General features: G+C 71.5%; 9 protein-coding genes. 6 read left to right on the forward strand and 3 right to left on the reverse strand.

The genetic code is table 11. The features are described 5' to 3' along the window. The first annotated feature begins 138 nt into the window (after positions 1-138). Positions 139-1,557, forward strand: coding sequence for a sugar porter family MFS transporter (locus tag B079_RS0105340; protein ID WP_018544745.1), 1,419 nt, complete (start codon positions 139-141; stop codon positions 1,555-1,557). 1,027 nt (positions 1,558-2,584) lie between these two features. On the opposite strand, the gene B079_RS0105345 is transcribed toward B079_RS0105340, so the two are convergent. Together B079_RS0105345 and B079_RS0105350 are read right to left on the reverse strand one after the other, a co-directional pair. Continuing rightward, the gene (locus tag B079_RS0105345) at positions 2,585-3,097 is read right to left on the reverse strand and encodes a hypothetical protein (protein ID WP_018544746.1); all 513 of its coding nucleotides are present in this window, start codon (positions 3,095-3,097) and stop codon (positions 2,585-2,587) included. Between the two features lie 40 nt (positions 3,098-3,137). Further along, positions 3,138-4,604: a cytosine permease gene (locus tag B079_RS0105350; RefSeq protein ID WP_018544747.1), complete on the reverse strand. Its 1,467-nt coding sequence runs from the start codon at positions 4,602-4,604 to the stop codon at positions 3,138-3,140. Between the two features lie 180 nt (positions 4,605-4,784). On the opposite strand from B079_RS0105350, the gene ftsY reads away from it, so the two are divergent. Continuing rightward, positions 4,785-5,993 carry a signal recognition particle-docking protein FtsY gene (gene ftsY, locus B079_RS0105355; RefSeq protein WP_026248383.1) on the forward strand — a complete coding sequence of 403 codons (1,209 nt, stop codon included), beginning with the start codon at positions 4,785-4,787 and terminating at the stop codon, positions 5,991-5,993. A 132-nt stretch (positions 5,994-6,125) separates the two neighbouring features. Here the strand turns inward: ftsY and B079_RS0105360 are convergent, their stop codons facing one another. Beyond that, entirely contained in the window at positions 6,126-6,788 is a 663-nt protein-coding gene (locus B079_RS0105360; protein WP_018544749.1) for a bifunctional DNA primase/polymerase, read from the reverse strand. Between the two features lie 454 nt (positions 6,789-7,242). On the opposite strand from B079_RS0105360, the gene B079_RS0105365 reads away from it, so the two are divergent. The 4 genes from B079_RS0105365 to B079_RS0105380 all read left to right on the forward strand — a co-directional run bounded on the left by B079_RS0105365 (position 7,243) and on the right by B079_RS0105380 (position 13,224). Continuing rightward, positions 7,243-8,721 (forward strand): hypothetical protein, encoded by a 1,479-nt coding sequence (locus tag B079_RS0105365; protein ID WP_018544750.1) that lies wholly within the window; start codon positions 7,243-7,245, stop codon positions 8,719-8,721. A gap of 334 nt (positions 8,722-9,055) precedes the next feature. Continuing rightward, on the forward strand, positions 9,056-10,390 hold the full coding sequence (locus B079_RS0105370) for an ammonium transporter (protein ID WP_018544751.1): 1,335 nt from the start codon (positions 9,056-9,058) through the stop codon (positions 10,388-10,390). Further along, on the forward strand, positions 10,387-10,725 hold the full coding sequence (locus B079_RS0105375; RefSeq protein WP_018544752.1) for a P-II family nitrogen regulator: 339 nt from the start codon (positions 10,387-10,389) through the stop codon (positions 10,723-10,725). The genes B079_RS0105370 and B079_RS0105375 overlap by 4 nt, the downstream gene beginning before the upstream one ends. A gap of 27 nt (positions 10,726-10,752) precedes the next feature. Next, positions 10,753-13,224, forward strand: coding sequence for a [protein-PII] uridylyltransferase (locus tag B079_RS0105380; RefSeq protein ID WP_018544753.1), 2,472 nt, complete (start codon positions 10,753-10,755; stop codon positions 13,222-13,224). Positions 13,225-13,258: the final 34 nt, after the last annotated feature.

Raw genomic sequence — 13,258 nt, forward strand, 5'->3', positions numbered from 1 at the left:
TGACTTCGAAACTTGAACGCATATTCTCTGCAACGTTGCATTTACCTTCAGGTGTGAGCGGTGCCAAGTTGTGCGCCACTGGAACCTGGAAGGGCTCGCCCCCACCCGGCAGCGTTGCCGTGGCCCGAGGAGTTACACGTGACCAGCACAGCGCAGGCACCCCAGCCAGGAGCCGGGACGGCTCACCCCGAACATCTCGGGCACGTCATCTTCATCGCGGCCGCGGCCGCCATGGGCGGCTTCCTCTTCGGCTACGACAGCTCCGTCATCAACGGCGCCGTCGAGGCCATCCGTGACCGTTACGACGTGGGCTCCGCCGCCCTCGCCCAGGTCATCGCCATCGCGCTCATCGGCTGCGCCATCGGTGCCGCCACCGCCGGCCGGATAGCCGACCGGATCGGCCGTATCCGCTGCATGCAGATCGCCGCCGTCCTCTTCACCGTCAGCGCCGTGGGCTCCGCCCTTCCGTTCGCCCTGTGGGACCTCGCGTTCTGGCGCATCATCGGCGGTTTCGCCATCGGTATGGCCTCGGTCATCGGCCCGGCCTACATCGCCGAGGTCGCCCCGCCCGCCTACCGCGGCCGTCTCGGTTCCTTCCAGCAGGCCGCGATCGTCATCGGCATCGCCGTCTCCCAGCTCGTCAACTGGGGCCTGCTGAACGCCGCCGGCGGCGACCAGCGCGGCAAGCTCATGGGCCTCGAGGTCTGGCAGGTCATGCTGGGCGTCATGGTCATCCCGGCCGTCCTCTACGGTCTGCTCTCCTTCGCGATCCCCGAGTCCCCGCGCTTCCTGCTCTCCGTCGGCAAGCGTGAGCGCGCCCGCGAGATCCTGGCCGAGGTCGAGGGCAAGGACGTCGACCTCGACGCGCGGGTCGACGAGATCGAGCACGCGATGAAGTCCGAGCACAAGTCGTCCTTCAAGGACCTGCTCGGCGGCAGCTTCTTCTTCAAGCCGATCGTCTGGGTCGGTATCGGCCTCTCGGTCTTCCAGCAGTTCGTCGGCATCAACGTCGCGTTCTACTACTCCTCGACGCTGTGGCAGTCGGTCGGCGTCGACCCCTCGGACTCGTTCCTCTACTCCTTCACGACGTCGATCATCAACATCGTCGGCACCGTGATCGCGATGATCTTCGTGGACCGCATCGGCCGCAAGCCGCTCGCCCTCATCGGCTCCGTCGGCATGGCCGCCGGTCTGGCCCTGGAGGCCTGGGCGTTCAGCTACCACCTGGTCGACGGCAAGCTGCCCGCCACCCAGGGCTGGGTCGCGCTGGTCGCCGCCCACCTGTTCGTCCTCTTCTTCGCCCTCTCCTGGGGTGTCGTGGTCTGGGTCTTCCTCGGCGAGATGTTCCCGAACAAGATCCGCGCCGCCGCCCTCGGTGTGGCCGCCTCCGCGCAGTGGATCGCCAACTGGGCCATCACCGCGAGCTTCCCGTCCCTGGCCGACTGGAACCTCTCCGGCACCTACGTGATCTACGCGATCTTCGCCACCCTCTCCATCCCCTTCGTCCTGAAGTTCGTCAAGGAGACGAAGGGCAAGACCCTGGAGGAGATGGGCTAGCCACCCCCTCGACCCGAGGAGAAGGGCCAAGTCCCCGCTGCCCCTCTCCTCGCACCCTCCACCGCCCCCATCCCGGCCACTGCCGGGGGTGGGGGCGGTGGCATTGCATTGGGCTTCGGCGGGGTGGGGCTGGGCTTGTTGCGGACGTGACGAGGGGGCCCTTGTGCGGGTGGCGGTGGGTGCTTGGCGTACGGGGCGTGGTGGGCGTTGGCCGGTCCACCGCCGGGTGGGGCTGGGCTTGCTGCGGATGCTGAGATCGGTTCGGGGTGCCCATTGCGGCCGGTTGGGGCTTGGCGTACGTGGGTGGCCGCCGACTGATTCCCCTCCGGGGCGATGGCATCTGAGGTCTGGCCTGGGGCGACGGGTGCGCTGCCGTGGGCACGGGCTGTTTCGCGTTCGGCGTGTGAGGGCTGTCAGCCGGATCGCGGGCGGGGGCCTGATCGGTCACGGCCAGCAGGGAAGTCGCCCGGGGGTACAGACGTCGGGGCGCCTAGGCCCGCACGGGTCGGGATGACCTTGCACGCCTCGGCTGGAGCTTCGGCCGGGGGAGTGCTCGGTGAGGCGGGGGCGCGGCCAGGGGCCGACGGCTGTATGCCGACACACCTGCCGGGACTGCTCGTGGCTCAGACCGAGTACCGCTGGTGCCCATACCCGTCAAGCGGCCGACGCGACCCGCCCGGAGCGTGCGAGCCCCCTCGGATCGATCGCGGCGAGGGCCATGTGCGCCGGGTGCTGATCTCCGTGCACGACGATCCCCCGGCGGCGAAGCTGCCGTCGGAGGCGTACGCCAAACCCCAGGTCAGTCCCGCTGTCGGCCGGAGACCGATCTCGTACCGCCGGTCGTCCCGGTCGCTCCCCTGGAAGCTCTCTCCCCCCGGCAGCCCCGTCGGAGGTGCCCAGGCCAGGCCAGTTCTGGCATGGGCCGGGGACCGACTCCGTACCGTTGGTGCCGCCGGAGGTGCATACGCCCACACCAAGTCAGCCGGGAACCGATCTCGGACACAGGCCACCCCGCAGGGCGCCCGTGTCAGCCCCGTTTCCAGCGAGGCGCCTCGTCGTCCGGGGTGTCGGGGGAGGCGAAGTGGAAGGGGATGTCGAGGTGGGCGGCCAGGGCGCGGCCGGCCTCGGTGGCGCGGGCGGCGGGGGAGGGGGTGCCCCGGCGGTGGTAGACCGTGGCCAGGCGGGACTCGCCGGGTGGGGTGTCCAGGACGGCCAGGAGGTCGACGAACCAGTCGTGGACCGTGTCGCCGTCCCAGACGGCCTCGATCGCGATCACCCGGCCGGGGAGGGAGGCGGCGCGGGCGGCGAGGGCGGGGGTGTCGAGGGGATCGGGTGGGCGTATGCGAGGGGCGAGGGACACGTAGCGGGTGCGGATCATGGTCTCGGCCTCGTGGAGGCCCAGGCCCGAGGGACGCAGCGCTTCCCACACCGTCTTGACCGCCGTCAGGTAGTGGTCGCGCAGGACGTGGGTGTCCGCTTCCCGCCTTGTTTCCTCGTCCAGGCGGGACCACCAGTCGGGCATCGGCGCGGGGAGTTCCATGCGGGCACCGTAGTGCCGCCGGGGAACTCCCCGTACGACGTCAGACCGTGGCCGGGACGCGCTCCTCGGCCGCCACCGCACCGGGCTCCGCCGAGGCCGACGCCGGGGCCGGGACCGCGGGCTTGGGCAGCAGCAGGTACAGCGCGCCCGAGATCACGATCGCCGCGATCCAGCCGAGGCCGTACTCGCCGATGAGGTTGTTCTTGGCCAGGGGGCCGGTGAACCAGTCCGACGTGGTGAACATCAGGCCGGAGACCAGGCCGATCGCCCAGGAGGCGACGGCGGCGGGGGAGAAGCCCGCCTGGTACCAGTAGGCGCTGGTGCGGCCCGTGTCGGCCAGGGCGCGGGCGTCGTACTCCTTGCGGCGGAACATGTCCGCGCCGAAGACGCCCGTCCACGCGGAGAAGGCGACCGCGAGCATGGAGAGGAAGGCGATGAAGGAGCCCATGAAGCTCGTCGCCACCAGCATCAGCACGCCACCCAGCGCCAGCGAGATCACCGCGTTCACGGAGACCGCCCAGTGGCGCGGGATCTTGAAGCCGAGGGTCTGCGCGGTGAAACCGGCCGAGTACATCGACATCGAGTTGATCAGCAGCATGCCGACCACCGCGATCAGCAGATACGGCACCGTGATCCACAGCGGCAGGATCGTGCCGAGGAAGGAGACCGGGTCGGAGGCCGAGGCCAGGTCGGGCGTGCCGACCGCCATGACCGCGCCCATCAGCACCAGCGGTAGCACGACGATGCCCGCACCGCCGACCGTGTTCCCGACGATCGCCTTGGAGGAGGCCGTACGCGGCAGATAGCGCGTGAAGTCCGGCGCGGACGGGATCCAGCTCACGCCACCCGCCGCGATCATGCCGACGGCGGTGATCAGCGAGGCCGTGGACCCGGCGCCCTGGTGCATCACCTTCGACCAGTGCGTGTGCACCGCGAGATACCCGAGCACCAGCACCGAGAAGACACCGAAGAGATACGTCGCGTACTTGCTGCACTTCTGCACGGCGTTGATGCCGAGCCCCGATATCGCGAAGGTCGCGATCACGAAGAGCAGCAGCGTGACCATGTCCAGCACGCCGTTCGCCTTGATCCCCAGCCCCAGGTCGAGGATGGTGAGCAGCGCGTACGCACCGGTCACCGCGTTGATCGTCTCCCAGCCCCAGCGCGCGACCCAGATCAGCGAACCGGGCAGCAGATTGCCGCGCTGTCCGAAGACCGCCCGCGACAGCGCCATGCCGGGCGCGGCACCCCGCTTGCCCGCGATGCCGAGGAGACCGACCAGGCCGTAGGAGACGACGGGCGCGACGCCCGCGACGACGAGGGCCTGCCAGAAGTTCAGGTGATACGACACCACCAGGCTCGCGCCCATGGTCAGCAGCAGCACGCTGATGTTGGCGCCCACCCAGGTGGGGAAGAGCCCGCGCGTGCGCGCGGTGCGTTCGTGATCGGGGACCGGCTCGATGCCACGGGTTTCCAGCGCGCTCTCGCGCGCGGCCGTCTTGCTCATGAAAAAGGGGTGTCCTTGCGGTGGGGGACGAGGACGACGGGCTCAACGCGCGCGGCGGAGCCAAACGTCATCGTAGTTTAATCCGACTCCGTTGCTCCTGTGGCATTTGTCTCTTGGAGGAAGCGACAAGCGTCCGCAAGCCTCTTCGGCGGATACCCCATGGCCGATACTGGACGCGTTATGGAAACCATCATCCTTGCTGTAGTCATCGCCGTGGTCGTGCTCGGCGCGCTCGGCGGGCTCCTCATCGGCAGCACACTCAAGAAGAAGAAGCAGCTGCCGCCGCCACCGCCCGCCGCGCCCGATCTCACCGCCCCACCGGCCGAGCCACAGGTCGGCGAAGAGGCCGAGACTCCGCGCGACGAACCGCGCCGGACGATCGAGGAGGTGGACCTCCCGGGCGGCGGGACCACCACCGTCGAGGAGCCGCCCGCCGCCGAGAAGGCTCCCGAGATCGAGATCCCGGAGCCCACCGCGGGGCGGCTCATCCGCCTCCGCGCCCGTCTCTCCCGCTCCCAGAACGCCCTCGGCAAGGGCCTGCTCACGCTGCTCTCGCGTGAGCACCTGGACGAGGACACCTGGGAGGAGATCGAGGACACCCTCCTCACCGCCGACGTCGGCGTGCAGCCCACCCAGGAACTGGTCGAGCGGCTGCGCGAGCGCGTCAAGGTGCTCGGCACCCGCACCCCCGAGGAGCTGCGCGGCCTGCTCCGCGAGGAGCTGCTCAAGCTCGTCGGCACCGACATGGACCGCGAGGTCAAGACCGAGCCCGAGGGCCGCAAGCCCGGCATCGTCATGGTCGTCGGCGTCAACGGCACCGGCAAGACCACCACCACCGGCAAGCTCGCCCGGGTCCTGGTCGCCGATGGCCGCACCGTCGTCCTCGGCGCCGCCGACACCTTCCGCGCCGCCGCCGCCGACCAGCTCCAGACCTGGGGCGAGCGCGTCGGCGCCTACACCGTGCGCGGCCCGGAGGCCGGTGACCCCGCCTCCGTCGCCTTCGACGCGGTGAAGGAGGGCAAGGAGATGGACGTCGACGTGGTGCTCATCGACACCGCGGGACGTCTGCACACCAAGACCGGCCTCATGGACGAGCTGGGCAAGGTCAAGCGCGTCGTGGAGAAGCACGCGCCGCTCGACGAGGTGCTGCTCGTCCTCGACGCCACCACAGGGCAGAACGGCCTGGTGCAGGCCCGCGTCTTCTCCGAGGTCGTGGACATCACCGGCATCGTGCTGACCAAGCTCGACGGCACCGCCAAGGGCGGCATCGTCATCGCCGTCCAGAACGAGCTGGGCGTGCCGGTCAAGCTGATCGGCCTGGGCGAGGGCCCCGACGACCTGGCGCCCTTCGACCCGGAGGCGTTCGTGGACGCGCTTCTCGGTGACTGAGGTCCCGGACGCGACCACCCCTCCTGCACGGCGAAGCGCCCGTCCCCACGCAACGGTGGGGGACGGGCGCTTCGCCGTATGCGCTCCGGCTCAGCCGTACGCGATCCGGCTCAGGAGTCTTTCGACGGCTCCTTACGCCCCGGCCCGCGACCGGTGCGCCACATACGCCAGCGTCCCCAGCAGCAGCCGGGCCGCCGGAGGCCGCGTCGCGCTGTCCAGCGCCGGAGGGCGCAGCCACCGCACGGGTCCGAGGCCGCCGCGGTCGGAGGGCGGGGCGGTGATGTACGTACCCGGGCCGAGGCCGCGCAGGTCCAGGGCGGCGGGGTCGTCCCAGCCGAGGCGGTAGAGCAGCCGGGGCAGCTCCGCGGCGGCGCCGGGGGCGACCAGGAAGTGGGCGCGGCCCTCGGGGGTGGCGGCGACCGGTCCGAGGGGCAGGCCCATGCGCTCCAGGCGGACCAGGGCGCGGCGCCCGGCCGGTTCGGCCACCTCGATCACGTCGAACGCGCGGCCCACCGGCAGCATCGCCGAGGCGCCCGGCACCTCGGCCCAGGCCCGGCCCACCTCGTCCAGCGTGGCCCCGGCGGGCACCGGCGCGGCGAACTCCAGCGGATGCGCGCCCGGCGCCGGACACGTGGCGTGACCGCAGGAGCAGGCGCCCCCGGCGGTCCGCGCGCCCGGCACCACGTCCCAGCCCCACAGGCCCGTGAACTCGGCGACGGCCGTGCACTCCGACGAGCGGCCGCGCCGACGCGTGCCGGAGCGGATCTCCCGAATGCCGCCGATCGTGAAGCCCATGCCCCCTCCAACGGGTCCAGCGCTCCGGTGGTTACGAAACGGAGCGAGATGGAAGCGGAACGTGACGCTACGACATCCGCCTTCCCGGGGTGCCCCGGGAGCAAGGCGGCGCGTCGTGGCGCGGCGGGTGGTGCGCGGGGCTTCATGCGCCCCCGAGTGCACCGCTCCGCCCACTTCCGTCCGTCCTATGTCAAGTGAATCGCGTGGGTGCGATCGTGAGTTCATTCGAAGGGGTGGCGAATGGTGGCGTTTCAAGGATCGCCGTGGTTGGAAGGGTGATCGTGGGGTTACTGTGAGTATGCGAGCCCCGAGGGCATTTGCCTTCGTGGGTATGCCGGAGGCAAGTCGTCAGCTCGTTCGAAGGGTGAGAACCGCCGGACGGGAGGCCGTATTTACCGGCATTCTGATAGGGCTTGGCGCACGGCGACAGGGTTTCAGGGATGGGGGCGTTCCAGTGGGCGGCAACGGCGGAGGCGGGACGAACGCTGACAAGCGCCCCAACGAGCTGCTCGGCTCGTGGTTCGTGCGCAGCGGCTGGTCGAAGGGCGAGCTGGCCCGGCAGGTGAACCGCAGGGCCCGCCAGCTCGGCGCCAACCACATCTCGACCGACACCTCGCGCGTGCGCCGCTGGCTCGACGGGGAGAACCCGCGCGAGCCCATCCCGCGCATCCTCTCCGAGCTGTTCTCCGAGCGCTTCGGCTGCGTCGTCTCCACCGACGACCTCGGGCTGCGCGTCGCCCGCCAGTCCCCGTCCGCGACCGGCGTCGACCTGCCCTGGACCGGCCCGCAGACCGTCGCCCTGCTCAGCGAGTTCTCCCGCAGCGACCTGATGCTCGCCCGGCGCGGCTTCCTCGGCACCTCGCTCGGCCTGGCCGCAGGACCCGCCCTCGTCGAACCCATGCAGCGCTGGCTGGTGCCCTCGCCCTCCGCCCCGCTGCCCCCGGGCCCCGACCCGCTGCACGACTCCCGCAGGCCGGGGCGGCTCTCCCGGCCCGAGCTGGAGCTGCTGGAGTCCACCACCCGGATGTTCCGCCAGTGGGACGCCCAGTGCGGCGGCGGACTGCGCCGCAAGGCGGTCGTCGGCCAGCTCCACGAGGTCACCGATCTCCTCCAGGAGCCCCAGCCCGAGGCCACCACCCGCCGCCTCTTCAAGGTCGCCGCCGAACTGGCCGAGCTGGCCGGCTGGATGTCGTACGACGTGGGCCTGCAGCCCACCGCGCAGAAGTACTTCGTCCTTGCCCTGCACGCCGCCAAGGAAGCCGGTGACAAGCCCCTCGGGTCGTACATCCTCTCCAGCATGAGCCGCCAGATGATCCACCTCGGCAGGCCCGACGACGCCCTGGAGCTGATCCACCTCGCGCAGTACGGCAGCCGCGACTGCGCCGGACCCCGCACCCAGTCCATGCTGTATGCGATGGAGGCCCGCGCCTACGCCAACATGGGCCAGCCCGGCAAGTGCAAACGCGCCGTCCGCATGGCCGAGGACACCTTCTCCGAGGCCGACGAGTGGGACGAGCCGGACCCCGACTGGATCCGCTTCTTCTCCGAGGCCGAGCTGTACGGCGAGAACAGCCACTCCTTCCGCGACCTCGCCTACGTGGCGGGCCGCAGCCCCACCTACGCCTCCCTCGCCGAACCCCTCATGGGGCGCGCGGTCGAGCTGTTCGCCAAGGACGACGAGCACCAGCGGTCCTACGCGCTCAACCTCATCGGCATGGCCACCGTGCACCTGCTCCAGCGCGAGCCCGAGCACAGCACCGAGTACGCCAAGCGCGCCATGGACATAGCCCGCAAGGTCCGCTCCGAGCGGGTCAACACCCGCATCCGCAAGACGGTCGACACGGCCGTACGCGATTTCGGGGACCTCGCCGCGGTGGCCGACCTCACCGACCAGCTCGCCAGCGACCTCCCGGAGTCCGCCGAGGCCGTCTGAGCCCGGCACCCCCCATGCCCCGGCCGCGGCCGGTCCTCCCGAACTGCCCGACTCGGCTCCCCCATGCCAGGTCATCGAGAGGCCGGACGCGGCCGGTTCCTCATGTGCGGACGCCCGCGCCCGATGGTTGCGTCACGATAACGATCGCCGCGCCCCGCATCCGGCAATTCATCCACGCGTAACACGCGAGGTGCCTTCGTCACCCGGGTGAAACAGCGAGGGGCGCCCACCGAAACCGCGCTGCGTCAGTCTCGTGGCCCATAACCGCCCCCCTCAACCGACCGGACCGCTCAGGCACCCGCACGGGGCCGTACCCACCGATGAGGAGACGCCGATGGCTCCAGCCATCACGCTTGCGGCGGAGGCACCCAAACTGTCCTCCGCGAACACAGGCTTCATGCTGATCTGTTCCGCCCTGGTGCTGCTCATGACCCCGGGCCTGGCCTTCTTCTACGGAGGCATGGTCAGGGTCAAGAGCACCCTCAACATGCTGATGATGAGCTTCATCAGCATCGGGATCATCACCATCCTCTGGGTGCTCTACGGCTTCTCCCTCGCCTTCGGCTCGGGCTCCCCGTTCATCGGGTGGAACGCCGACTGGATCGGCCTCAGCGACATCGGCCTCACGGAGCTGTGGCCGGGCTACACCATCCCGGTCTTCGTCTTCATGGTCTTCCAGATGATGTTCGCCATCATCACCCCGGCCCTGATCAGCGGCGCCCTCGCCGACCGCGTCAAGTTCACCGCCTGGGCCCTCTTCGTCGCCCTGTGGGGCACGATCGTCTACGTCCCGGTCGCCCACTGGGTCTGGGGCGGCGACGGCTGGGCCTACAAGCTCGGCGTCATCGACTTCGCCGGCGGTACGGCCGTCCACATCAACGCGGGTGCCGCCGCCCTCGGCGTCATCCTCGTCATCGGCAAGCGCGTCGGCTTCAAGAAGGACCCGATGCGCCCGCACAGCCTCCCGCTGGTCATGCTCGGCGCCGGTCTGCTGTGGTTCGGCTGGTTCGGCTTCAACGCGGGCTCCTGGCTCGGCAACGACGACGGCGTCGGCGCGCTGATGTTCGTCAACACCCAGGTCGCCACCGCCGCCGCCATGCTCGCCTGGCTCGCCTACGAGAAGATCAAGCACGGCGCGTTCACCACCCTCGGCGCCGCCTCCGGCGCGGTCGCGGGCCTCGTCGCCATCACCCCGTCCGGCGGAGCCGTCTCCCCGCTCGGCGCGATCGCCGTCGGCGCCATCGCCGGTGTCGCCTGCGCCGCCGCCGTGGGCCTGAAGTTCAAGTTCGGCTACGACGACTCCCTCGACGTCGTCGGCGTCCACATGGTCGGCGGCATCGTCGGCTCCCTGCTCATCGGCTTCTTCGCCACCGGCAAGGGCCAGTCCGACGCCACCGGCGTCTTCTACGGCGACCACAGCTTCGACCAGCTCTGGAAGCAGTGCGCCGGAGTCTTCGCGGTCCTCGCGTACTCTCTCGTCGTCTCCGCGGTCCTCGCCTTCCTCCTCGACAAGACCATCGGGATGCGCGTCCCCGAGGACGTCGAGGTCTCCGGCATCGACCGCGCCGAGCACGCCGAGACCGCATACGACTTCAGCGGAGCGGGCGGCGGAGTCGTCGCCGGAGCCCCCGCCCCGGCCGCTTCGCCCAACAAGAAGGTGGACGCATGAAGCTGATCACCGCGGTCGTCAAACCGCACCGCCTCGACGAGATCAAGGAGGCCCTCCAGGCCTTCGGCGTCCACGGACTCACCGTCACCGAGGCGAGCGGCTACGGCCGACAGCGCGGCCACACCGAGGTCTACCGGGGCGCCGAGTACACCGTCGACCTCGTCCCTAAGATCCGCATCGAGGTGCTGGCCGAGGACGACGACGCCGAACAGCTCATCGACGTCATCGTCAAGGCCGCCCGCACCGGCAAGATCGGCGACGGCAAGGTCTGGTCCGTGCCGGTCGAGACGGCCGTACGGGTCCGCACCGGCGAGCGCGGCCCGGACGCGCTCTGACACGACGACACGAACAGGAGCCGCTGGGTGACGCGCACGGATGACCGGGATGACCGGAAAGAAGCGGACGACTCGGGACGACCCAGCGGCTACGCGGCGGCCCGGCTGCACCTCCTCACCGAGGGGGAGCGGCCCGGGCCGCCGCGCCGTGCCGCCCTCGCCGGACTGACCGACGACTGGCTCGCCGGACTCTTCACCGCCGCCGCCCCCGGCATCAAGGGCGTCTCCCTCGTCGCCGTCGGCGGCTACGGACGCGGCGAACTCTCCCCGCGCAGCGATCTCGACCTCCTGCTGCTGCACGACGGCAGCGACCCCAGCGCCGTCGCCGCCCTCGCCGACCGCCTCTGGTACCCCGTCTGGGACCTCGGCCTCACCCTCGATCACTCCGTGCGCACCCCCGCCGAGGCCCGCAAGACCGCGGGCGACGACCTCAAGGTCCACCTCGGCCTCCTGGACGCCCGCCATCTCGTCGGCGACCTCGGCCTCACCGCCGGACTGCGCACCGCCGTCCTCGCCGACTGGCGCAACCAGGCACCCAAACGCCTGCCCGAACTCCAGGAACTGTGCGCCGAACGCGCCGAACGCCAGGGCGAGTTGCGCTACCTCCTCGAACCCGACCTCAAGGAGGCCCACGGCGGACTGCGCGACGCCACCGCCCTGCGCGCCGTCGCCGCCTCCTGGCTCGCCGACGCCCCCCGCGAGGGACTGGCCGACGCCCGCCGCCGCCTCCTGGACGCCCGCGACGCCCTCCACCTCGTCACAGGGCGCGCCACCGACCGCCTCGCCCTCCAGGAACAGGACCAGGTCGCCGCCGAACTCGGCCTTCTCGACGCCGACACCCTGCTCCGCCAGGTCTACGAGGCCGCCGGGATCATCTCCTACGCGGGCGACGTCACCTGGCGCGAAGTAGGCCGCGTCCTGCGCTCACGCGCCGTACGACCCCGGCTGCGCGCCATGCTGGGCGGCGGCAAACCGTCCGTCGAGCGCTCACCGCTCGCCGAGGGCGTCGTCGAGCAGGACGGCGAGGCCGTGCTCGCCCGCACCGCCCGCCCCGAACGCGACCCCGTCCTCCCGCTGCGCGCCGCAGCAGCCGCCGCCCAGGCCGGACTCCCGCTCTCCCCGCACGCCGTGCGCCGCATGGCCGCCCTCGCCCGCCCGCTGCCCACCCCCTGGCCCGCCGAGGCCCGCGAACAGCTCGTCACCCTGCTCGGCTCCGGGCGCCCGACCGTCGACGTCTGGGAGGCCCTGGAGTCCGAGGGCCTGATCAGCCGCCTGCTCCCCGACTGGGAACGGGTCCGCTGCCGCCCGCAGCGCAACGCCGTCCACGTCTGGACCGTCGACCGGCACCTCATCGAGACCGCCGTGCGCGCCTCCGCGCTCACCCGCCGCGTCAGCCGCCCCGACCTGCTCCTCGTCGCCGCCCTGCTGCACGACATCGGCAAGGGCTGGCCCGGCGACCACTCGGTGGCCGGCGAGATCATCGCCAAGGACGTCGCCGCGCGCATCGGCTTCGACCGCGCCGATGTGAGCGTGCTCTCCACCCTGGTCCGCCACCACCTGCTGCTCGTCGACACCGCCACCCGCCGCGACCTGGACGACCCCGCCACCGTCCGCGCCGTCGCCGAGGCCGTCGGCACCCAGAGCACCCTGGAACTCCTGCACGCCCTCACCGAGGCCGACGCCCTCGCCACTGGGCCCGCCGCCTGGTCCTCCTGGCGCGGCTCCCTCGTCGACGACCTCGTACGCCGCGTCTCCGCCGTCCTCGCCGGGAACACCCCCGACGAACCCGACCCCGGCGCCCCCACCGCCGAACAGGAACGCCTCGCCATCGAGGCCCACCGCACCGGCAGCCCCGTCCTCGCCCTGCGCGCCCAGACCGAGGCCGCCGTCGCCGACGAGCACTCCGGCGAACCCGAACCCCTCGGCGTCGAACTCCTCATCGCCGTACCCGACCAGCCCGGCGTGCTGCCCGCCGTCGCGGGCGTCCTCGCCGTGCACCGCCTCACCGTCCGCACCGCCGAGCTGCGCGCCCTGCGCCTGCCCGACGCCGTCGAGGCCGGTGACGAGGGCTCCGTCCTGCTCCTGGACTGGCGCGTCGCCGCCGAGTACGGCTCACTGCCCCAGGCTGCCCGGCTCCGCGCCGACCTGGTCCGCGCCCTGGACGGCACCCTCGACATCACCGGCCGCCTCGCGGAGCGCGACGCCGCCTACCCCCGCCGCCGGGGCTGGCCCGCCCCGCCCGCCCGCGTCACCGTCGCCCCCGCCGCCTCCCACCACGCCACGGTCATCGAGGTCCGCGCCCAGGACGCCCCCGGCCTGCTGTTCCGCATCGGCACGGCCCTGGAAAAGGCGGGGGTACGGGTACGGAGCATGCATGTGAGCACGCTCGGCGCGAACGCCGTGGACGCCTTCTACGTCACGACGGGGACGGGCGCGCCGCTGCCGGGGGAGGACGCGGGGTCGCTGGCGGGGGTGCTGGAGGAGACGCTGCGCGCCTGAGCGCATACCGGTTGTCTGTGGGCGGGGGTGATTT

Source organism: Streptomyces sp. LaPpAH-108, assembly GCF_000373625.1.
Taxonomy (GTDB): domain Bacteria; phylum Actinomycetota; class Actinomycetes; order Streptomycetales; family Streptomycetaceae; genus Streptomyces.